Genomic DNA, 21,438 nt, shown 5'->3' with positions numbered 1-21,438 from the left:
ACCCCTTAAACACCGAGATTAGTATTTTAAACCGAATATTAATCTCCCACAATCCTCCGCCAGTACGTTTTAGTTGTCCTTTACTGCTAATTGGATCGATAACAAACGGCCTCAGGCGCGCGCTGCCATGCGATAAGCTGTCCTGTAAGCATCACGATCAAGCTCGCAGATTGCGCATTCTCTTTTTGCGGTAAAGCTTTTCATCAGCCTGGCTGATAACGTCTTTAAATGTCTGCTTAGGGTTACAAACAATTTTGCCGACCGAAACCGATAATGCAGCTCCCTCAGTCTTAACAGCATTTTTGAAGGATGTTCCTGCTGCTTCACTCACGCTTTGGATAAAGCCAAGCATCTCCTCCTGCGAGACCCCTGGCACGAATGCGCAGAACTCATCACCACCGATGCGCGCAATTAGACTATCTTCCGGCAAAACAGCTTCTAATGCTCTCGCAGTAGAAACTACAGCTTCATCACCCGCAAGATGGCCGAAATTGTCATTAATCACTTTCAGATAGTCAACATCTGCTATGAGAAACCATCCCCGTACCCCTATTTCCATTGCGCGCTCAAATTGTTTTATAAAGCTTCGCCTGTTCAACACACCGGTCAACGGATCTGCACTCGCAGTCCGAGCAAGCTCATTCGCCTGACGTACCAATGCACGATACGCTTCTTCTAGTCGCTCCAGTTTGCTGAACCATATCAACGCTATCGGAATGGCAATTACAAACGGCAGCAATAAACGAACAACAATCGTGATGGTGTCAGAATGCACGCCTAATACAAAGCGAATGCCAGTCGAAATCGATATGGAAATAAACGCCGCGATGATGGATACGGCAGCAGTCCGTTTCACTACTCTTCGCGATGGTAAACGCACGACGTACCCTTACGACAAATTCTTCAGATGAGACACAAAAATACAATATAACATTTTGCTTTCAGATATGCCTAATAGGGCAGCTTTACAACATGACGCGGCGATTTGGCTTCACGCACAAATTGGACGTCACATGAAATTTCAATGTGCCCTAATTTGAAAGGGTCATTGGAAATTCTCTATCCTTTTGTTTTTGAGTGCATATTTTTCTGATGGCATCCCCTCAATCAATGCCAAGCTGGGCTCAGAACGGTAAGGCCTACGCAAAACACACGTGTTAACTCAGTAATTTACGTTCAATAATCGTCATATTCCTCACGTTTGGAGATTACGTTCCTTAGAAAGGCTGACCACCTTCTTAAGGTCCTCTTGTTGTCTTCTCTCCAAAATTCTTGATTGAATCATCGATGATGTCCGCGTTGCGTGCAATTCGATTCCAAAGCCAAACCATCAAACAACACATAAGCCCCCAAGCAATGACAACGTCTGAAAGAAAATGCGCTCCAAACATGACGCGATTAAGAGACGCAAATAGTAGAATGGGTACGAGAATAGTTAGGCTTATCGCGCGCCATTTTGCCGGTATCAGTACAATTATTGAAAGAGTAGCAGCAGCAGTCGCGGCTTCTCCAGAGGGAAATGAACAGTTACGGCCACATTCGGCAGCATATTGCCAAACAGGTGTAAATTCGAGCGAACCACCAAATTCGACTAAACTACGCGGACGAGCACGGCCCATGAAATTTTTGAGAATCTGTACTGTCAGAAATGGCCCGATAAGAAATGTCAGAATGACAAAAAAAGCCTTGTGAGGAGGTAAAAACTCAAACTTTCGCGGCTTAAGAGCGTAGAGAAATATTATGACAACCATCAAGACAAGCAGATAAATCATGGCCCGGCGGTTAGTGTCGCGTACTGCCAATAGGATTGGGTTCTCTGACAGAGGAAACGTATCGCCATTTGCAAAAAAGCGCGTAACCGCCAGATCGAATGAAGGAAACATAATAAAAAAGAGACTGGACACCAGAAGAACAGATACAGCATGTGTCCTCGAACGAGGCAGCCATCTGTCAGCAACGGTATCCACATGATAGGAAATATTGCTGGATTTAGGAACAAGGTTTTGCATTTCGATAGCCTTGCAAAATGAACATGGCCACGACTTGTATCCTGATTGTCAAGAAACGATGGAGGACGCATCCGTCTCTTGTCAAAATACGACAACAAATCCGAATATCTATCGGTTGGAAATTGCGTGATTATTTTTTCTCCGGCATAGCTTGTCCTGGGGCAGGTAATATAATTGGACGCGGAGCTTAAGGTGGAAAACAGCCTTATTCTAGTGGTGGAAGATGAGCCGGAAATCGCGCAAATTCTATGTGCGTATCTGGAACGGGAAGGATACCGGACGGTTCGTGCAGCCGATGGTGAAACTGCTTTACAACATCATGCACTTCTTTCACCCGACCTTGTTTTACTTGATGTCCGCCTCCCCAAAATGGATGGCTTTACGGTGCTTGGCCGCTTGCGCCAAAGTGAGAACATACCCGTCATTATGATAACGGCACTGGCAGAAGATCTGGATCGGCTGAGCGGATTGCGGTTAGGAGCAGATGATTATATCGTCAAACCGTTCAATCCTCATGAAGTTGTGGCACGGGTAAAAGCTGTGCTTCGCAGAACAAACGCTGACCAACAGGAGACGGTGCGGCGTTTCGGCAATTTTGAGGTCGATTTCAAGTCATATGCGGCATTTGTATACACGGAAGAGAAGCGCGTCACCTTGCAGCTAACCTTGAGTGAATTTCGTATTCTCGCTTACATGATCCGCCGGCCCACTCACGCCTTTGAACGCAGCGATATTCTTGACGCTTGTCTGCCGGAGAGTGAAGCACTTGCAAGGACGGTCGACACCCACATTTCAAATCTGAGGCGAAAGCTTGAAGAGCTGGGTCAAGCTGGTTTTTTCTCCGCTGTCCGAGGTATCGGTTACCGGTTCTGTGATCCAAAATGAGAATTCCAGCTCTTTCCCTCGCTACACAAACAGCTATCATTATTGCGGCTATGCTGCTTCTCAGTGTCGGCTTGGCATATTTAGGCGTTAATTGGTATTCATCCTATATTGAAGAAAGTTTGTTGCAGACACTGCCTAGCGGTGCGGCAAATGCCTATCGAGACATAAATGCGGGTATTCTTCCCGATACAGCCGGTCTTAAAGAACTATTTGAATATCTGAATAAGCTCACCGAACCTCTAGATTGGAATCTTTATGTTTCGGTTCTCCTATCTGGTTTCCTCTCGGCACTTATTTGTAGTGCGATAGGGATCTATCTGGCGAGAAAGATTGCCCAGCCACTAAAAGAATTAACAGTTGTCGCTCAGGCTTTGAAATCGGGAGATTTTTCGGTACGCATGACGAGCTCCCCCAAAAGTACGATTGAAGTGGCGAGTCTCATCGACAGCTTCAATGCACTTGCGACAAGTCTTCAGGATATGGAGAAGAGATTACAATTCAATAACATGGCCGTTGCACACGAATTACGCACTCCGCTTACAATTTTGCGTGGAACAATGCAGGGCATGGTTGATGGTATTTTTCCGCTGGAAAAGAAAGCTTTGGGAAATCTTCTTCTACAGGCGGAAGGGCTATCCAGAATTGTAGAAGACCTTCGTACTTTGTCGCTTGCTATCGGTCAGAAACTCGTAGTCCACACTGAGCGGATTGAGCTTTCTGAGTTAATTGACGGTGTTTTGCATTCTGCAAAGCCGATGTTTGATTCAAGCCATATCGAAGTCGAAACGGCATTGCAGGAAGTTTTTGTGTCAGGAGATTCTCAACGCATTCGACAAGCCATTTTGGCGCTTCTTGAGAATGCGTGCAGATATGCACAAAAGGGTGCAAATCTGCGATGTGAAATAGACAAGCTGGATGATGGTCTAGTGGCAATCCGCATTCTTGATCGTGGCCCGGGATTTCCAAAGAACATGTGCGGCGTTGAAGTGAAACCATTCTGGAGGGGAGAAGGGTCAAGATCAAGAGCCACGGGGGGAACAGGATTAGGGCTCTCTGTGGTTCAAGCGATTGCGATCGCACATGGCGGGGCGCTGGAATTGCAAAACAGGCCTGGCGGCGGTGCTTCAGTGTCAATTATTCTGCCCGGCTGGGGGCCATGACGCGGCATTCAACTCGTCGCTACGAGGATGATTGCCTGATATGACGTGAATGACATATTGATAAGTTACAATAGCTTGTAGGATAAACTATCAAATAACTGTGCCGCTTATAAGAGCCTGCCAGCCTGTATTTATTTAGATATCTTAACTCGCAGTTTTTTAAACGGGCTATTTTCGTTGTGATTTCGGTTTGGTCTGAAGATGGCAGACCTTCACGCGTTCGCCATTTCTGCCCTTGCGCCAAATACACCCTTCGTTACGGGGTTTTCCTTTGTGGAGATAAATCTCTCCGCGCTTTTTACTATTAAATGTTTGGTTGGAGAAATCATGGCCGCCGACCCGGACATTCTTGCCAAACCGCACTTCTGCATTCGCGGATGAACCAATAAGCGCAAACAGCATTAAAGCTATAGAGAATACAATCGACTTCATATTATTCACGTAAAACCTCTAAAAAAGTTAAACTAGAGATGTTTACTATAATCAATAAAACAGGCCCATTTTAGTGAGCCTATTTTATTCAAAATTACCTATCGGATTATATAGGTTATTTCACAAGTGCATCCGTCGCATCAACGACATCGAGAGCTGATATTTTATCCAGCGGTGCGACTTTCAACTCTTTCAAAGCAAAAAGACGCTGCAAATCAAACTTGATAAAATTCAATCCAGCATAAGTGCGTATATAAAACTCATTCTTGTTCAGGTCAGCAAGCGCCGTCCATGACGTATATTCTGTTTTATATTCTTCACCGTCAGCCGAAGCGCCTTCGATATCCAATCCACCTGATTGCGGCGGATCAATTGTGATCCCACGAGGACGATCAAAATTATTCATCACGTGTCCAAGTGCCCGTATCGCACTTTCAGGCTTAGGTTTTTCAGCGTATTGGGCATAATATGCTGCACGCACAAAGCGACCTACAGATGTATTGGAGGCAGGAAGACCTGCCGTAGCGATGCCTGAATCCGGCTGTGATACCTCTAAATCTCCAAACTTGCCTGTAGACTGGTCCAGATTGGTGAGGAAAGTATAATTGTTCAGATTTGTAAGGTGCCAGGTAAATTCCGGGCCATTTGTCATCACACCTACGGGGTTATCATAGACGTTCTGCTTTTCATTCGAAAATTCGATGACAATCGACTTACCAGCACTGTCATGAACGACGAAATGGAATGGCGTCTTCGCGCCATGCAGAGGCGCAAGCGATGTCAAAATCACCGTATTCTCAGCTAAGTTCGCCTTAACTTCATCGGCACTACCAAATTGTCCGAGTATCCAGGCACCCAAATCAATAGCAGCAAGCATGGATTTCGTCTTTGCAGCATTATCAGCGGGGCCAGAGGCGCCGGCATAAGCCAGCACACTGAAGGTTAAGCCCTTCTCATTGATGCCTTCAACGATTTTGAGATCGGCAACAGTTTCATTGGGAACGACGATTGCAAATATCGAATATTTCGATTCAAAATTAAGGGGATCATGTCCATCCACAGAAGATGTGAACTGATGCCCGCTTGGAATCGAGGCTACCAAATATGGCAGCTCCATCGATAATTCCATCGTTCGGCCCGCATAAACACCGGCGTTCGCATCTCGGAACAAAAGCGCAGTGCATGCGAACCACAAATCATGTGAAGACTGAAAAGTCGGCAAATCAGTAAAAAACGGCAGTATATTTGACCACAAAGACACTTTTCATCCCCTTTGATATATGACCTTTTCGAGGTCACAGCCCTAATATCCAAGAGCTATCAGCTGTGTAATTTCCATTCAAGTGATTAAGAGGCCGACGTCAGGAAAGGCATCCTTGATCGCCCCAATTATTTATAAAAATCGACTTTACGCGATAGAATATGCAAATACTCTTTCTGGAAAGAAGATCATATGCCTTGCAGTCTAGACTAGCTTTTCGTAACTGTTTTATGGGGTAGAAATCTGTCTCATATTAAACGCATATCTTACGGAGACCTATTGCGTTGTCAGGGCCGTCATTTTCTTTGTTCGGGGCATATTTTCCATCTTGGATGTTTTGTCTTCTTGTAGCGATCATCATCGCCTTATTGCTTCGCGTCATTTTTATACGCCTCGGCATTGATGACATCCTTCCGTTTCGCCTGACGGCCTATACTGCAATCGTGATAGCGATCGCCAGTAGCCTCGCGCTCTTTGTGTATGGTCGATAACATGACAAGCAACGCGTATAGCAAAAGAGAATTCAGCATCGTCGGCGTCATTCTGACAGGCATTCTGATTATCATCGCTGTGGTAATGGGTTGGCTTTATCTGCGGCAGGCACACAATAACCCGTTGTCAGATGACGCTGTCATTGGCGCCAACCTGGTTAATATTGCAGCGACGGTGCCAGGCAGGATCATCGAGATCAATGTTCAGGAAAATCAGGCTGTCAAAAAGGGTGATAAGCTCTTTTCGATTGATCCAGTGCCGCTCCGACTGCTTGTGGAACAGACAACGGCAGATCTCGCCATCGCGGAAGCCACCCTCGAGGCACAGAGACGTGCCGTCAAAGCAGAATCGCAAAATGCGTTGATTGCGGACCAGCAGATTGCACGGGCTCGCACCAATCTTGATCTTGCAGAAGCGACACTCAAGCGCCTTGAAGCGTTGAGCCCGAAAGGCTACGCTTCGCGCCAGCAGGTCGATGACGCGCGAACATTGCGCAATGATGCGCAGATCAGTCTCAGCCAGGCTATTAAACAGGCGGACGCCGCAAATACCCTCGTTGGCACGCTTGATAGCTCCGAAGCGCTCGTTCGCGCACGCCAGGCAGCCCTTGCCCTGGCACAGCACAATCTTGATAACAGCATTGTTTATGCACCGCATGATGGCCGTATCGTCGGTGTTATCAATGGCACCGGACAAATCATTGCGCCCGGCCAATCCGTTTTCACGCTGATCGACACGTCGAGCTGGTATGCTTCCGCAACATTTCCAGAAACAGAACTGGGCGCCATTAAAGTTGGAGACTGCGCGAATGTTCGCATTCTTGCCAACAGCTCTATTGTTGTGAAAGGTATTGTAGAGGGTATCGGCTGGGGTGTTTCCTCTGGAGATCTTATCAATATTCCGCGAAATCTGCCCTACGTGCCGAAGAACCTGAACTGGGTTCGCATTGCACAACGCTTCCCCGTGCGGGTGAAGCTGATCGATCCGCCCGCAGAACTGACACGTTCCGGAGCCTCAGCCGTTGTGACAGTGTTAAATGGCAAAAAGTGCTGAACATACGCTCTGGGGAGCTGTTCGCGAAACTTTAGCGGACCTCGCACCTTTTCCGGGGCGCATGGCAACGTCATGGCGCGTGGCGGCGGTTTGTGCGCTTGTTGCCGGTATTGCCATGATGTTTCACATCCCGGAATCAGCAATCAGTTGCTATCTCGTTATCTTTCTCATGAAAGCTGACGGGGCTGAGAACACCATTGTTGCCACGGCTGCAGTCTTGGCAATCACTTTGCTCGTCGCTGCTATGATCCCTGTGCTGCAATGGACGATCGAATCCGCCCTACTGCGCATTTTGGTGATGATCGCTGTTTCATTTGTGTTCATTTTCATCGGCGCGGCGAGCAAGCTTGGAGAAGGCGGCAGCATCGTCGCTCTCATCATCGCATTCATTCTTAGCCTTGTTAACGAAGTGCCGATTAATGGTGTGATTTCTTTTGCGCTCCGCTACGCATGGGAAATGGCCATTCTGCCCATGTTCGTCATTGCTGGCTTTTGTCTGTTCTTCGGACGCTGGAGTTTGACATTATTGCGCGAGGAAATGCGCGAAAGATTGCTGGTGGCAAAAGAGGCTTTGCTGCAAGAAAATGCCGAGACCACAAAGCACTTGCAGGAAAAGCTGGGCACAGCCAATGACGACGAAAACAAGCGTTCTATGCTTGTTAAAATTCTTCATCAAACAACAAGCGATAAAGCCGCGAAGATTCAGGCTGATATTCCGGCCTCTTATCAGCTGTTGTTCGCGGTCTCTGCACTTCCTGACGACACTGCTGACGATAGCAAAAAACAATACGCCCGGCACATCGATGAAATGGTTGCAGCTCTTGATAAGGGCGTAGCAATGCCATCACCTGAGATTGAGCCGCGCTCGACCGATAGTCGACAGGAAGCTGGCATCCTGCAAGCGTTGCGCAACATAGCCGGAAGCGAGAAAACAGCTTATCGTAAAGGCGCAGGCGACAGTTTTTTTGCCGCTGATGCTTTCACAAATCCGGTTTATCAGCGCTTTGCTCTTAAAACGACGCTGGCAGCGATCCTTTGCTATATGTTCTACGCTGCCATAAATTGGCAGGGCATCCATACGGCAATGGTCACGTGCTATGTCGCGTCCATGGGAACGGCAGGCGATACCATCCATAAACTAACCCTGCGCATTACGGGCTGTCTTATTGGAGCTGTGATCGGTATTGGATCACTTATCTATCTCATGCCGCAACTTGAATCCGTCGGCGGCCTGATGGTTCTTGTCTTCTTGGTCGCACTCCTCGCCGCATGGGTCACAGCAGGCAGTGAAAAAGTATCCTATGGAGGCGTCCAAATTGGTCTCGCTTTTACACTGACCGTACTTCAGGGCTTTGGACCAACAACCGATATGGATACTGCACGTGATCGCATTATCGGCATTCTGGTTGGCAATTTCGCGGTTTACATCGTCTCAACCCTTATATGGCCAGCTCCGGTCGCAGCCGTTATCCGGCAGAAACTGTCAGATATTGCAAAGAAAATCGCCCAAATTGCCGCAGCCGAACCAGAAGAACGTATGACGATGATTGCGACTGCAGCAGAAGCAGAGCGGTTGCTCGACGAGGTTCACTATTGCTTTTATCTATTGCCGTTTGAACCGGCCGGGTTGCGACCATCGGCAGAGCTTGAAAAAACCTTCACTGTTGCTGCCGATCAGCTTGCCTCACTCAATAAGGAAGTTTACTTCTCTTCTGAAGCAATTCCTGATGCTGCTGCGCGACTAAATATGCTGTCAGCGCAACTGGGAGCTGTTGGAATGCAAGGTGAAAACGTAGCGGCCGATCAGGTCTCCCCTCTTGAGGGGAAAGAAATTGCGGGGACAAAGCAGATCAACATGCATCTTACGCATCTGGAAACAGCTTTGATGGATGGTAAAGCATGAAAAGACCTGCAAATCCGCGATTTCTGATATTACCTTTTATCATTGCCCTCTCTCTCAGCGGCTGCGCAACAGATGCGCTTAAACTCGCGCCTGAAGCGGCTGATAAGCCTTGGAAAGAAACCAAAAAAGGTGACACACCACGAAACTTCGCGGGTGATGAAAAAGATTTTAGTGTTCCGGCTAATCCTGAACTGGCTCTAATTTCCAGTCCCGTTTCAGTCAATACACAGTCGGAATACAATCTGGCGCAATTGATTGATCTTGCCCAACGAAGCAACCCGGCAACGCGAAATGCATGGGAGAAAGCCCGACAAGCTGCTCTCGCTGTCGGCATGGTTGAAGCGACAATGCTGCCAATCATCACGGCCAATGTGATTGGCGGGGTTCAAAAGACCTCGACACCAGTCGATGTACCCTTGATCGGAGAACGCAACGTCAACACAACCTTAAGGGGTGTAACGCCGAACATTGCTTTGCAATGGTTGGTCTTCGACTTTGGACAACGTGCTGCCTTGGCTGACGCTGCCAAACAGGTTTCCTTTGCTGCAAATGTTACTTTTAATGGCTTGCATCAGAAGGTCATTTTTGACGTAACACGAACCTATCATGAATATAGTGCAGCGACAGCCGGTCATCGTATTGCAGAACAAACGTTGCGTAACAGCAGGGCCGTACTCGCCGCAGTTCAAGCAAAACTGAACGAAGGTCGGGCGACGACGGTTGAACTGGCGCTGGCACGTCAGCAGGTCGCACAATCGGAATTGCGCATTGTTCGCGCTCAAGGCCAACAGCAGACGGCATATCAGGCACTTCTGGCAGCCATGGGTGTCAATGCAATGTTGAAGATTAACGTTGATGCTTCAACCCAACATAAATTGCCGGGTAGTTTTGATGGCATAACGCAAGCAATGCTGGAAAAAGCGTTATCGCAGCGCCCTGATCTCATTGTCAGTTATGCTGCATTGCAAGCCAGCAAATCAGGCGTCAAAGCTGCTCAGGCCGAATTCATGCCGAAAGTGTTTGTTGCTGGCACGCTTGCATCAAGCTCAAACAGCTTCAATGCAGGTAGTTTGCCATCCATTGGCAATCAAACCTCTGGCGCAGGCATTTTGGTGGGCGCGACTGTTCCTATATTCGACGGTGGATTCAGAGCAGCACAATTGAGAAATGCACAATCCACACAAAGTGCAGCCACAGAGACGTTCCGTCGCGTACAGCTCGATGCAGTTGCTGAAATTGTTCTTGCTTCCAATGCGCTGAAAACAGCACTTGCAGCAAACAAAGCGGCAGGTGTGCTTGTGCAGACATCGGCCACAGCATTCGACGCAGCATTAGAATCTTATAAGGCCGGGCTTGGAACAGTCACACTGGTCAATGAAACAAATAATGCGTTGCTGGATGCGAAGCTAGCCCAAACAGATGCGCAGGCTGCCGCCCGTATTGCAGCGGCCAATCTGGCATTCTTTACAGGCGCTTTGACATCCAGCAAGAGCCTCTCGGGCGTGGCGAATGATTTATAAATTTCTCCCGGAGAATTTCGGGTTAAATAGGATATAAAATCAAGCTGGTGCTAAGACTTAGTCACTTAGCTTGTATTCTTTGAATTCGGGGACTGAATGTCAAAATACTGGATAGCTGCCGCGATCGCTCTGTTATTCGCAATTGCGGCCTTTGCGACCTGGTTTCTAATGCGCAAAAAGCGTGGCTGGTCCCACAGCATATCCGTTCACATCGTGTTCGTGGGGTTGATGTTCGGTTCAATTTTGACCGTCCGTCAACTCGCCTACATGCTGCTTGATGATTATCATATCACGCTCATCACCCCTGATATGGTCAAGACAGCATCTATCGTTTCAATGGCACTCCTGGCCATGCAACAGCTATTTAAGCTCATCAACCGCCTCACTCACAGTCAGATCGCGCGCGGCAATGACGTAACATCCGCACGCATGATTTCGCGCATACTTAAGCTCGCAATATTCGTTGTCATCATGCTGCTTTTCGGCGAGCACTTTGGCATTGGCTTGTCTGGATTGCTGGCTTTTGGGGGTATTGGTGGTATCGCGATTGGTGTCGCTGGAAAGGATATGCTTAGCAACCTCTTTTCAGGGGTTATGCTTTATTTCGACCGTCCCTTCAGCATCGGCGACTGGATCAGCTCACCGGATCGTGACATCGAAGGAACCGTTGTAGAAATTGGCTGGCGCCTCACCAAAATTAGGACGTTTGAGAACCGCCCACTTTATGTGCCCAATGCAGCGTTTTCCACAATCAGCGTAGTTAATCCGGGGCGTATGACCAATCGGCGGATCACGACAACAATTGGTTTGCGTTATGAAGATGCTGGCAAACTGGCGGTCGTTGTTGAAGATATTCGATCAATGTTGAAGAACAACGAAAACATTGATCAAAAACAGTCCTTGCTCGTATATTTTGATGCGTTTGCCGACTCTTCGCTTAACATAATGGTTTACTGCTTTACCAAAACGACGATCTGGGCAGACTGGCTGGCGGCACAACAGGAAATTTACCTCAAGATTATCGAAATTGTACACTCCCATGGAGCCGATTTCGCCTTCGCCAGTGAAACGCTGTATATGCAGCCCCCCGCCAGCGCAAAAGAATTACAGGAACCGGATACTGAACTAGACAAGCCTGCGTCAGCAAAACAAGGTAAAGCAGATTGAAGATGTCGCCGTCCAACACAAAGCGTGCTTATCGGCTGCATGAGGATGGCAATCTTCTTATTTCCTCGTGAGACGAATCGAAGGAGCTATTCTTCACCAGTTCAAAAGTTATGATATCTTTTGTCTATGGCCTCCAATAATTATTCCGTCGAGCACTCAACTTTTGCTCACCGACGTGCCTTTGAGCGTCGAAAAAGCCATTTCAATTGAATTGAAATCAGAACTATAGGGCTACAAGTTCTGTAGTTGGGCACCTGCCGCTTTGGTTTTTTATTTGATGTTCGCCACCTTCGGAGCGGGAACGTTACCCATGACGATGATTTCATCGTGCGTGAGAGGTAGCACCAGAAACTGTTTGAAGAAAAAACGGCTGGCCACACAAAGATAGCCAACCTTGAAGCGTGTTCCTTCTGCACGACACTAAAACCGCCATTAGCGATCATATCGCATGACGATCGCTCATCAACCTCAACATAATCATAACGCCAAACCACTGGAGCTATCGAAAACATGAATGCGTTCATTAGTGATCGTGGCCGAAAAAGGCGTGTGGACACGCACCTGCTTTTCACCGTCAACAACCGCGGTTATCTGTTCTTCACCAAGTTCGAAAACGACATGGGTTTGTGCGCCCGTTGGCTCCACCAAAATTGTTCTGCCCTCAAGGCGAATATCTCCAGCAGTTGATGAACCAATATGCTCGGGCCGAAGGCCGATCGTGACCTCCTGTCCCCGCTTAACATTCTTTTCGGACGAAATTGCTATCGCGGTGCCGTCTTTCAAACGAGCGATAGGTACATTCGCATCGGCATCAATTATCGCGGCGATCAGGTTCATCGCAGGGGAGCCAATAAAGGCAGCAACGAAAACGTTTGCCGGGGATTTATACAACTCCAAAGGCGTCCCCTGCTGTTCAATCCGCCCCTGGTTTAGAACGACAACACGATCTGCCAATGTCATTGCCTCTATCTGATCGTGGGTAACATAGATGGAAGTCGTGCCGACCTTCTGATGCAGGCTTTTTATTTCACTACGCATTTGAACGCGAAGCTTCGCGTCGAGATTTGATAATGGCTCGTCAAACAGGAAGACCGAAGGGTTACGCACAACCGCTCTTCCCATGGCAACGCGCTGACGCTGTCCTCCAGAAAGCTGTGATGGCTTTCGATCCAAAAGCTTGCTAAGGTCAAGCATACGCGCTGCCTCCCCGACCCGTTCCTCAATGACACTTTTGGGCTGCCCCGCCAATTTGAGGTTAAAGGCCATATTCTCAGCGACCGTCATATGTGGATAGAGTGCGTACGATTGAAATACCATAGCGATATTTCGCGCGCGCGGTGTCATTCCGTTAACGATCTGACCACCTATAGCGATTTCGCCGTCAGTTATTTCCTCAAGTCCGGCGACCATACGTAAAAGTGTAGATTTTCCGCAGCCTGATGGCCCGACAAGCGCAACAAACTCACCATCATTGATCGCCAAAGAAATATCCCGGATCACCTCAAGAGAAGCATAGGATTTATGAATATTTATGAGTTCTACGGAAGCCATGATTGCTTCTCCCCATCAGGATTTTACCGCGCCTGCTGTCAAACCGGCGATGATGTGTTTTTGTGCAAGGAAGAACACGATGACGGTTGGCAAAATAGTCAGAGTTATAAAAGCGAGTACGAGTTGCCATTCGGTACCGAACTCACCTCGGTAAACCATGATGCCAAGCGGCCATGGGTATTTGGATTCCGAATTGAGTAGGATGAGTGGCAAAAGATAGCTATTCCAACTGCCAACAAACGAGACAATACCCACTGTCGCCAAGATAGGGCGCGAAAGTGGCAACGAAATGTGCCAGAAAAAGCGCAGATAACCGCAACCATCAACGAATGCCGCGTGAAACAACTCTTCCGGCAAGTTTCGAAAATAATTGCGAAACAGCAATATGCTCATACCGAGACCGAATGCGACCTGCGGCAGCACAACACCCCAATAGGTATCCAGCAACCCTAGATCACGAATACGGATAAACAATGGTAGTATTGCAGTTGCGGCCGGAAACATCAGTCCGAGCAGAAAATAATTAAGCAGGAAAGACGAGCCAAAAAACTTGACATGCGCAAAGGTGAAAGCCGCCATCGCCGACACCAGCAATGTCAGGAAAACCGTTAAAACAGCGATGATCAACGAGTTGAATATTTGCAGCCAATAACGGTGCCCGAGAAGAATATCTCCGTAGTTCGCCCATTGCCATTCTGCTGGAAGACCAAAAGGATTGACCCGAAGATCACCGAGCGTTTTGAAGCCACCCAGCGCTGTTGTCAGAAGCGGCACCAAAACAACAGCGGCAATGAATCCAAGCGAAAGGTAGAGATAAACCCGGGTCTGTATCGTCATGCGGACAGCGTTTGATGTATCAGTCATGGCGCATGAAAATCCTTTTATAACCGAAGGCGAGTGTCACACAGATCACAAACAAAATGACTCCAACCGCGCTGCCGAGCCCGACCTGCATACGCATGACGCCGTAAGTGTAGAGGAAGGTCACCATCGTCTGGGTTGAATTGGATGGCCCACCGCCTGTGAGCGGCATAATCATATCGAAGAGCTGCAGCGAACCAATGACCGCAAAGAAAATGGATAAGCGGACGGTGGAACCAAGCATCGGCAGCGTTACGTAACGAAACTTCTGCCAACCATTCGCGCCATCGATTTCAGCAGCCTCCAGAACAGCTTTATCGACAGACTGAAGCCCCGCGATGAAAAGCATCATATGAAAGCCAAAATACTTCCAGACAATGACGGCGAGCACAGCGTAAATTGCTAGATCCCGGTCTGCCAGAACATACGGATTGGCGAAACCGAAAAAGTTGGAAGCCGCTGCAAACAGTCCATAGTCGCCGTCATAAACAAAGCGCCAGATCAGACCTGCCGCAACATCTGCAAGAACGTAAGGCAGAAAGAAGATCAGCCTGAAGACTACAACGCCGGGAATGCGATGAGCCAGCATCATCGCGAGCCAGATCGCTAAAGGAATTTGCACAAGGACGGAGATGACAATGATCAACCCGTTATTGAACAGTGCCTGAGAAAAGGCTGCATTGCCGAAGAGTACCTGAAAGTTTTTAAAGCCTACAAATTCCGTTGGCGTTCCGTATCCATTCCAGCGATAAAGGCTGTACCAGGCCGCCTCACCCATCGGCAAAATTACAAAGAGTGTAAACAGCAATAAAGCCGGCGGCAGAAAGATCAGAAGCGTGAGAGCGCGGTCGTGGGCGACAGAACTTTTTTTCTTCCTCACCAGATGTGTTTTACATGGATGCGAGGATGCCGAAGTCACAGACATATCCGTCATCTGTTCCACTTTCATAGTGCCAGTGATTAGAATGCGGAACGCACGTAGTATTCTAACGTGCGCTCGGAACGCGCTTAACGGAGCTCAAAAGCATCCTGGATTTGCTGTGCCGCTTCTTTTGAACTCATCTGGCCTGCAATAATATCGACCGCTACTTCGTTAACGACGCGTCCTACGGCAGCACCTAGTGTTTGATCGAAAAAGTTCTGGTGCCATGTCGAAGCCGCCAGCTGTCGAGCAGATTCAGCCAAAAGAGGGTTTCTAACTCCGCTATCAGCACCAGCTGCCACAGGCAATATCATCCCTGCCTCAGCCATTTTCTGTTCATTTTCCCTATTGGTTAGAAAAAGTGCAAAATCGATAGCCTCTTTGGAGGCATTTTTGGTAACGGCCCAACCATTAATTCCGCCTAACGTATCGCCCACGCCTCCTGAACCACCTTCAACCAGAGGAAATGCAAACCGCCCAATGTTTTCCAGAGCGAGCCCTTTTCCATCGCCGGCATTCTTGCGTTGATTAGCCTCAGTATTATCAAATCCAAGAATCATTGCCGCTTTACCATCACCAAAAACACCAAGTGCCTGCGGCCAAGTTGCCCCTAGATAACCCGGCTGAAATGGTTCGAGCTTGCCAAAATCTGCAAGTTGCTCACCAGCTTTGATAATGGCTGGATCCAAAAAGCCGTCACCTTCACCTTTGCTGGCAGCATCGAAGACCGCCTTGCCACCGTTACGCATCACAAGGTAGCTCCAGTAAAAGTGAAGTGGCCACTTGTCACCACCCCCACCAGCAATAGGAACAATGCCAGCGTCTTTGAGCTTGGTTACAGCACTATTCAAATCATCCCACGTTTTGATATTAGCGGGATCTAAACCTGCTTTCGCAAAAAGTTCTTTATTGTAAAAAAAACTGACAAGACTGACTTTATAAGGAATCGCCCAAAGCTTACCATCGAAGGAAAGACCTTCAATAGATGAACTCGTGTAAGCCTGCCTTAGTTTACCGTCAGAAGAATTAAATTCCTCAGTCAAATCCTTGAGAACACCGGTTTTTGACTGCTCCTCAAGAACACCACCACCCCAGCTATAAAAAAAATCTGGAACTTCTTTTGATTGTAGTAAGGTCGGTAGCTTGGCTTTGAAAGCCTCGTTTTCCAGGAATTGTAATTGGATCCTAACATCAGGATGCTGGCTTTCGTAGTCTCTTGCTATTTCTTCCCAGACGGCCACCGCTTTGGGATCCAATTCCACATGCAACCATTTAACAGTTGTGGCCGCCGAAGCACTTGCCGTACCTAGCGCCAAAGCTATGCTTGCTTTTGCGACATAATACATCAACCTGCCGCCCAGGCTTGCGCCTGCGTACCAATACTTCATGTTCGAGATCCTCCCTTGGGGTCATCCTCACAATTTATTCCCCAATACGGATTAATTCATCCGACATAACACTTGATGTCAAGACTATTTCCTATTTTTATGCGATTGGACTTGACATGGGCAAGCGAAGCAACGTTATTTAATCCGCAATCCGATTTAAATAAGACATGATCCACATCGATCACAACAGGACCTCATGAAGACTGCCGATCCCGAACTGATGCGCGCTATCAACAGGTTTAACGTATTGGATACGATCCGTCGTCATGGCCCTATTTCCCGCATTCAAATCAGCGAGCGAACAGAGATTTCCACTACAACCGTTTCTGCAATAACTGCATCACTGCTGGATGATGGACTGATACTGACACGACATGAAGGTGATATCCGCAACGAAACTGCGCGCGGACGGCCTCGGGTAATGCTTGAGCTTAACCCCGCGGCAGCGCGTGTTGTCGGTGCCAAAATAGCCTCCAATCGCATGATTTTCGTTGTCACAGACTTTCGTGGGGAGATTCTCTCCAACCTCTCACTTGCAATACGGGTTGATCGTCAGCCGATAGGTGTCATTGCCGATCTGATTGAAGACGGAGTGCGCCGATGCGTCCTCGATGCTGGTTTGTCGATCGAAGATATCGATATGATCTGCCTTGGAATTCCAGGCGTTGTAGAACATCGTACGGGAATAGTCCGCAGCACGCCTATCCTGCGAGAGAATAATTTTAATTTTGCTGCAGAAATGACCGCTCGTCTGAATGCGCCCACAATGATTGAAAGTGATGCGCACGCGATCACCCTTGCGCACCATTGGTTTGGTCATGCACGTGAATTTGAAGACATGGTTTTGATTTCGCTTGAGCAAACGCTTGGGCTTGGGGTTCTGCACAAAAATCAGCTGTTTCGCGGTGCTGATGGGCTCAGCCATAATCTAGGCGACCTTGTACTCGGCTATACCAATGATACGACCGTCAGGCTTGCAAGCCATGCCGGTGAAAGCGCTATTCTTGGGTCTCGCCCAGATGATGCCCGTTTTGCAGAAGCCATGCGCCTCGGAAGGGGTATGAAGTATGCACATTCACTCATTAGCGCTTCCGATGAAGAACTTTTAAATGCTGCCAAACGCGCCGGCGCTGCAATAGGTCTCACACTGGCAAATATCGTAACTTTGTTTGCGCCATCGCGCGTCATCATTACGGGCACCAGTCTTGAACTTGGGGAGCCGTTCATCAACAGCATTCGGGAAAGTTACAATATTGCCGTTCCACAAGCCCTGAAGGGCGTTGCTGAACTGGTCTTTGATATTTCCAGTGACGAATTGTGGGCACAAGGCGCTGCTGCCGTCGCACTGCAGGAACTCTACGAATCCCCGTGGAGCACCACAGGCCCCGCCATATAACTCGGTGAACGGTTAAAGATTTCTGGGAGGAAATAAATATGAACAAGGTCGGCATCGGAATTATTGGATGCGGAAATATTTCCAGTGCTTATATCAAGGCGATGGCTTCGTTTCCAATACTTGATATCTGCGGTATCGCAGACATGAATGCGGACGTGGCCCACAAAAGAGCCGAAGAGTTTGGGCTTAAAGCCTGCAGCGTTGAGGCTCTACTCACAGATCCCAAAGTAGAGATTATTGTCAACCTGACCATACCAAAGGCGCATGTGAAAGTTGGGTTGACAGCGCTGGAAGCAGGAAAACACGTTTATTCCGAAAAACCCCTCGGTATAAATTTTGCCGAAGGCAAGCGGTTCTTTGAAGCATCCAAGGCCAGAAATCTGCGTCTGGGTTCTGCTCCAGACACTTTCCTCGGCGGAAGCCATCAAGCTGCACGCGCACTCATAGATGAAGGTGTTTTGGGGATTCCTGTCGGTGGAACGGCAACGTTTATGTGCGGTGGACATGAACGCTGGCATCCCAACCCGGACTTTTATTATGAAGTGGGTGGCGGACCGATGCTGGATATGGGACCATATTATATAACAGAGCTTGTTAACCTACTAGGACCAGTTGATAAGGTCGCAAGCTTCGCGACGACGCCCCGGAAAGAACGCATCATTACGAGCGCCGAAAGGAACGGTGAGCATATTCCTGTCCATATTCCTACCCATGTTGCAGGCATTCTGGCGTTTAAAAATGGCGCGGTCGTGCAAGTGGCCATGAGCTTTGATGTCGCCGGGCACAAACATGTGCCCATCGAAATTTATGGCACTGAAGGCACGCTGATCGTTCCGGACCCGAATTATTTTGGCGGCGATGTGTTATTGCTCAAAAAAGGCGGAGAGTTTGAAGAAAAAGCAGTTTCTCAACCTTATGCCGATGGGAATTATCGCTCACTTGGAATTGCCGATATGGCATATGCCATTCGGAATAACCGGCCGCATCGCGCGAATTGCTCACTTGCACTCCATGTACTCGAAGTCATGGAAGCATTCCAGACTGCGTCTGATATGGGAAAAACAATATCTATCATGACAGACGTGGAGCGACCCGCCCCACTCGACACGTCTCTGGTTAATAACCAGATTGCAAATTAATCCTGAGGAGGAAACGATGAAAGAAGCGCTGATCGTCTGGGGCGGCTGGAGCGGACATGAACCACAGGAGTGTTCGGTAATCGTCAAGGACATCCTCGAAGAAGAAGGTTTCAAAGTCTATGTCGAGCACAGCACAGAGGCTTTTGCTGATCCGTCCGTGCATGACCTTAGCCTTGTCGTTCCCATTGTAACGATGTCGAAAATTGAAAAAGAAGAAATTAAAAACCTAGCTAAAGCTGTCGAAAATGGGGTTGGAATTGCTGGGTTCCACGGTGGTGCGGGCGATAGCTTCCGTGAATGCGTGGAATACCAGTTCATGATAGGAGGCCAGTGGGTTGCGCATCCTGGCGATATTATCGATTATCAGGTAGATGTGGCTCGCCCTGAAGATCCGATAATGAAAGGCATTACAAACTTTCCGTATCATTCCGAACAATATTACATGCATGTGGATCCTTCCAATGAAGTCCTAGCGACAACAACTTTCAACGGGGATCATGCATGGTGGATCAACGGCGTAGTGATGCCCGTGGTCTGGAAACGTAAATATGGCAACGGCCGCGTCTTCTATTCAGCACTCGGCCACCAGGCCAAAGAATTCTCTGTACCTCAGATGCGGACAATGTTTCGTCGAGGTGCAAATTGGGCGGCTCGTTAAAATGAAGTCGTCGTCATCCACCCCTCTGTTTATCTCAGACTTCTAAAAGATAACATCGTCGTTCACACATCAAACTATGCGCCGCGAAGACCTTTAATTGATCCTATGAGTAATTATGCCCATAGCGGCGCACAACTCATGGCGTGGAGTATTCTATCGGTTTACGGGATAATGACATCTGGGGTCTAGCGGTAGGTAGGACGACAAAATGATTTTGATCTGACTCCGTTGCAAGGAAGCGGCGGAGGCATTGCGCGGCCTGCACGAGAAGATCGTGTTGTGGCCCGGCGCAAAACGGGGCGAAGTTTTCGCAACGCTGCACGGCGAAATGGGCACGATCCTGAACTGGGTGGAGCGTCAAACCATTGGAAGGGCTATAAAAACAACAAAACCCGCCGCTAGTGCGACGGGTTTGTTCGTATTGTTGGTTGCGGGGGCAGGATTTGAACCTGCGGCCTTCAGGTTATGAGCCTGACGAGCTACCGGGCTGCTCCACCCCGCGCCAGGGTTTTTATTATGAACCGGTTTGGTATTTTTGGCGAACTACGCGTTTTGTGACTGTTTTGTAATTATGAGAAGATGGATTGATTTGTGTGCTTAGCAGACCTGGCAGCGACCTACTCTCCCGTGTCTTAAGACAAAGTACCATTGGCGCTGGAGCGTTTCACGGCCGAGTTCGGAATGGGATCGGGTGCAGCCGCTCCGCCATAACCACCAGGTCGGCGAAGAACACAAATATGAGAAGCTGGTTGTCTTTCGTGCTGTTATTTTCGCTCACGCCACATTCACTTTGCGAATGGCTGCGCGGGCGCGCCGAACATTCGGCGGCATACAGTCGTATGCTTATTGTCATCTTCGAAGTTTACTTCGCAAGGACAAAAGAGACATCGAACTTCGTTCGATGGATATTGTAAATGGGAGTGATCAAGTCGATCGAGCTATTAGTACCGGTAAGCTACATGCGTTGCCGCACTTCCACACCCGGCCTATCAACGTGGTCGTCTTCCACGGCTCTGATAGGGAATACTCGTTTTTAGGTGGGTTTCCCGCTTAGATGCCTTCAGCGGTTATCCCGTCCGTATATAGCTACCCTGCTATGCCGTTGGCACGACAACAGGTCCACCAGAGATACGTCCATCCCGGTCCTCTCGTACTAGGGACAGATCCTATCAATATTCCTACACCCACGGCAGATAGGGACCGAACTGTCTCACGACGTTCTGAACCCAACTCACGTACCGCTTTAAATGGCGAACAGCCATACCCTTGGGACCTGCTCCAGCCCCAGGATGCGATGAGTCGACATCGAGGTGCCAAACAACCCCGTCGATATGGACTCTTGGGGGTCATCAGCCTGTTATCCCCGGCGTGCCGGTTATCCGTGGAGCGATGGCGCTTCCGCACGGGACCACAGGGTCACTATGACCGACGTTCGTCTCTGCGCGACTTGTCAGTCTTGCAGTCAGGCAGGGTTATGCCATTGCACTCGACGAACGATTTCCGACCGTTCTGAGCCTACCATCGCGCGCCTCCGTTACTCTTTAGGAGGCGACCGCCCCAGTCAAACTACCCACCATACACGGTCCTGGACCCGGATAACGGGCCGCAGTTAGACATCCATATAGGTAAGGGTGGTATTTC

The 21,438-nt window shown here is 48.6% G+C and carries 17 protein-coding genes, 1 tRNA gene and 2 rRNA genes (1 of these 20 cut by a window edge); 9 read left to right on the top strand and 11 right to left on the bottom strand.

Going from position 1 to position 21,438, the window contains the following annotated elements; translation table 11 throughout:
- Window positions 1-157 precede the first annotated feature (157 nt).
- Together H5024_RS03860 and H5024_RS03855 are read right to left on the bottom strand one after the other, a co-directional pair.
- Window positions 158-880 carry a GGDEF domain-containing protein gene (locus H5024_RS03860; protein ID WP_187544105.1) on the bottom strand — a complete coding sequence of 241 codons (723 nt, stop codon included), beginning with the start codon at window positions 878-880 and terminating at the stop codon, window positions 158-160.
- A gap of 358 nt (window positions 881-1,238) precedes the next feature.
- A complete protein-coding gene (locus H5024_RS03855; protein ID WP_187544104.1) occupies window positions 1,239-2,009 on the bottom strand; it encodes a phosphatase PAP2 family protein in 771 nt (256 codons plus the stop codon).
- 192 nt (window positions 2,010-2,201) lie between these two features.
- Here H5024_RS03855 and H5024_RS03850 point away from each other — a divergent pair, with 192 nt between their 5' ends.
- Both H5024_RS03850 and H5024_RS03845 read left to right on the top strand, forming a co-directional pair.
- Entirely contained in the window at window positions 2,202-2,894 is a 693-nt protein-coding gene (locus tag H5024_RS03850; RefSeq protein ID WP_187544103.1) for a response regulator, read from the top strand.
- Entirely contained in the window at window positions 2,891-4,054 is a 1,164-nt protein-coding gene (locus H5024_RS03845) for an ATP-binding protein (protein ID WP_187544102.1), read from the top strand. The genes H5024_RS03850 and H5024_RS03845 overlap by 4 nt, the downstream gene beginning before the upstream one ends.
- A gap of 168 nt (window positions 4,055-4,222) precedes the next feature.
- Here H5024_RS03845 and H5024_RS03840 read toward each other — a convergent pair whose 3' ends face one another.
- Together H5024_RS03840 and H5024_RS03835 are read right to left on the bottom strand one after the other, a co-directional pair.
- Window positions 4,223-4,486 carry a hypothetical protein gene (locus H5024_RS03840; RefSeq protein ID WP_187544101.1) on the bottom strand — a complete coding sequence of 88 codons (264 nt, stop codon included), beginning with the start codon at window positions 4,484-4,486 and terminating at the stop codon, window positions 4,223-4,225.
- Between the two features lie 115 nt (window positions 4,487-4,601).
- Window positions 4,602-5,747 carry a linear amide C-N hydrolase gene (locus H5024_RS03835; protein WP_187544100.1) on the bottom strand — a complete coding sequence of 382 codons (1,146 nt, stop codon included), beginning with the start codon at window positions 5,745-5,747 and terminating at the stop codon, window positions 4,602-4,604.
- A 492-nt stretch (window positions 5,748-6,239) separates the two neighbouring features.
- On the opposite strand from H5024_RS03835, the gene mdtN reads away from it, so the two are divergent.
- The 4 genes from mdtN to H5024_RS03810 all read left to right on the top strand — a co-directional run bounded on the left by mdtN (window position 6,240) and on the right by H5024_RS03810 (window position 11,882).
- The gene (gene mdtN / locus H5024_RS03825; RefSeq protein ID WP_187544098.1) at window positions 6,240-7,292 is read left to right on the top strand and encodes a multidrug transporter subunit MdtN; all 1,053 of its coding nucleotides are present in this window, start codon (window positions 6,240-6,242) and stop codon (window positions 7,290-7,292) included.
- A complete protein-coding gene (locus tag H5024_RS03820; protein WP_187544097.1) occupies window positions 7,276-9,195 on the top strand; it encodes an FUSC family protein in 1,920 nt (639 codons plus the stop codon). Before mdtN ends, H5024_RS03820 begins: the two co-directional genes overlap by 17 nt.
- Window positions 9,192-10,715 (top strand): TolC family protein, encoded by a 1,524-nt coding sequence (locus tag H5024_RS03815; RefSeq protein WP_187544096.1) that lies wholly within the window; start codon window positions 9,192-9,194, stop codon window positions 10,713-10,715. Before H5024_RS03820 ends, H5024_RS03815 begins: the two co-directional genes overlap by 4 nt.
- Window positions 10,716-10,811: 96 nt before the next feature.
- On the top strand, window positions 10,812-11,882 hold the full coding sequence (locus tag H5024_RS03810) for a mechanosensitive ion channel family protein (RefSeq protein WP_187544095.1): 1,071 nt from the start codon (window positions 10,812-10,814) through the stop codon (window positions 11,880-11,882).
- Window positions 11,883-12,359: 477 nt separating this feature from the next.
- Here H5024_RS03810 and ugpC read toward each other — a convergent pair whose 3' ends face one another.
- The 4 genes from ugpC to H5024_RS03790 form a co-directional block, all read right to left on the bottom strand.
- A complete protein-coding gene (gene ugpC / locus H5024_RS03805; RefSeq protein ID WP_187544094.1) occupies window positions 12,360-13,433 on the bottom strand; it encodes a sn-glycerol-3-phosphate ABC transporter ATP-binding protein UgpC in 1,074 nt (357 codons plus the stop codon).
- Between the two features lie 15 nt (window positions 13,434-13,448).
- Entirely contained in the window at window positions 13,449-14,297 is an 849-nt protein-coding gene (locus tag H5024_RS03800; protein WP_187544093.1) for a carbohydrate ABC transporter permease, read from the bottom strand.
- Window positions 14,290-15,228, bottom strand: coding sequence for a sugar ABC transporter permease (locus H5024_RS03795; protein ID WP_187544092.1), 939 nt, complete (start codon window positions 15,226-15,228; stop codon window positions 14,290-14,292). The genes H5024_RS03800 and H5024_RS03795 overlap by 8 nt, the downstream gene beginning before the upstream one ends.
- Window positions 15,229-15,302: 74 nt before the next feature.
- On the bottom strand, window positions 15,303-16,604 hold the full coding sequence (locus tag H5024_RS03790) for an extracellular solute-binding protein (protein WP_187544091.1): 1,302 nt from the start codon (window positions 16,602-16,604) through the stop codon (window positions 15,303-15,305).
- A 196-nt stretch (window positions 16,605-16,800) separates the two neighbouring features.
- Here H5024_RS03790 and H5024_RS03785 point away from each other — a divergent pair, with 196 nt between their 5' ends.
- Genes H5024_RS03785 through H5024_RS03775 form a run of 3 tightly spaced genes read left to right on the top strand, consistent with a single transcriptional unit; the run spans window position 16,801 to window position 19,797 of the window.
- Window positions 16,801-18,000 (top strand): ROK family transcriptional regulator, encoded by a 1,200-nt coding sequence (locus H5024_RS03785; RefSeq protein ID WP_187544090.1) that lies wholly within the window; start codon window positions 16,801-16,803, stop codon window positions 17,998-18,000.
- A gap of 38 nt (window positions 18,001-18,038) precedes the next feature.
- Window positions 18,039-19,139: a Gfo/Idh/MocA family oxidoreductase gene (locus H5024_RS03780; RefSeq protein ID WP_187544089.1), complete on the top strand. Its 1,101-nt coding sequence runs from the start codon at window positions 18,039-18,041 to the stop codon at window positions 19,137-19,139.
- A 16-nt stretch (window positions 19,140-19,155) separates the two neighbouring features.
- Window positions 19,156-19,797, top strand: coding sequence for a ThuA domain-containing protein (locus H5024_RS03775; RefSeq protein ID WP_187544088.1), 642 nt, complete (start codon window positions 19,156-19,158; stop codon window positions 19,795-19,797).
- Window positions 19,798-20,222: 425 nt separating this feature from the next.
- Here H5024_RS03775 and H5024_RS03770 read toward each other — a convergent pair.
- The 3 genes from H5024_RS03770 to H5024_RS03760 form a co-directional block, all read right to left on the bottom strand.
- A tRNA-Met gene (locus H5024_RS03770) sits at window positions 20,223-20,299 on the bottom strand.
- A gap of 102 nt (window positions 20,300-20,401) precedes the next feature.
- Window positions 20,402-20,516 (bottom strand): 5S ribosomal RNA (gene rrf, locus H5024_RS03765).
- Between the two features lie 201 nt (window positions 20,517-20,717).
- Window positions 20,718-21,438, bottom strand: a 23S ribosomal RNA gene (locus H5024_RS03760) (it continues 2,201 nt past the right edge of the window).

The sequence above is a fragment of the Ochrobactrum sp. Marseille-Q0166 genome (assembly GCF_014397025.1).
Classification (GTDB): Bacteria; Pseudomonadota; Alphaproteobacteria; order Rhizobiales; family Rhizobiaceae; genus Brucella.
The sequence above is the reverse complement of the archived record's forward strand: the minus strand, read 5'-3'. Positions and strand labels throughout refer to the sequence as shown.

Excerpts from the sequence above, each read along its gene's own strand:
- H5024_RS03855 (WP_187544104.1), bottom strand. The coding sequence starts at position 2,009 with ATGCAAAACCTTGTTCCTAAATCCAGCAATATTTCCTATCATGTGGAT.
- H5024_RS03780 (WP_187544089.1), top strand. The coding sequence starts at position 18,039 with ATGAACAAGGTCGGCATCGGAATTATTGGATGCGGAAATATTTCCAGT.
- ugpC (WP_187544094.1), bottom strand. The coding sequence starts at position 13,433 with ATGGCTTCCGTAGAACTCATAAATATTCATAAATCCTATGCTTCTCTT.
- H5024_RS03795 (WP_187544092.1), bottom strand. The coding sequence starts at position 15,228 with ATGACGGATATGTCTGTGACTTCGGCATCCTCGCATCCATGTAAAACA.
- H5024_RS03845 (WP_187544102.1), top strand. The coding sequence starts at position 2,891 with ATGAGAATTCCAGCTCTTTCCCTCGCTACACAAACAGCTATCATTATT.
- H5024_RS03840 (WP_187544101.1), bottom strand. The coding sequence starts at position 4,486 with ATGAAGTCGATTGTATTCTCTATAGCTTTAATGCTGTTTGCGCTTATT.
- H5024_RS03790 (WP_187544091.1), bottom strand. The coding sequence starts at position 16,604 with ATGAAGTATTGGTACGCAGGCGCAAGCCTGGGCGGCAGGTTGATGTAT.
- mdtN (WP_187544098.1), top strand. The coding sequence starts at position 6,240 with ATGACAAGCAACGCGTATAGCAAAAGAGAATTCAGCATCGTCGGCGTC.
- H5024_RS03775 (WP_187544088.1), top strand. The coding sequence starts at position 19,156 with ATGAAAGAAGCGCTGATCGTCTGGGGCGGCTGGAGCGGACATGAACCA.
- H5024_RS03785 (WP_187544090.1), top strand. The coding sequence starts at position 16,801 with ATGAAGACTGCCGATCCCGAACTGATGCGCGCTATCAACAGGTTTAAC.
- H5024_RS03815 (WP_187544096.1), top strand. The coding sequence starts at position 9,192 with ATGAAAAGACCTGCAAATCCGCGATTTCTGATATTACCTTTTATCATT.
- H5024_RS03810 (WP_187544095.1), top strand. The coding sequence starts at position 10,812 with ATGTCAAAATACTGGATAGCTGCCGCGATCGCTCTGTTATTCGCAATT.
- H5024_RS03800 (WP_187544093.1), bottom strand. The coding sequence starts at position 14,297 with ATGACTGATACATCAAACGCTGTCCGCATGACGATACAGACCCGGGTT.
- H5024_RS03820 (WP_187544097.1), top strand. The coding sequence starts at position 7,276 with ATGGCAAAAAGTGCTGAACATACGCTCTGGGGAGCTGTTCGCGAAACT.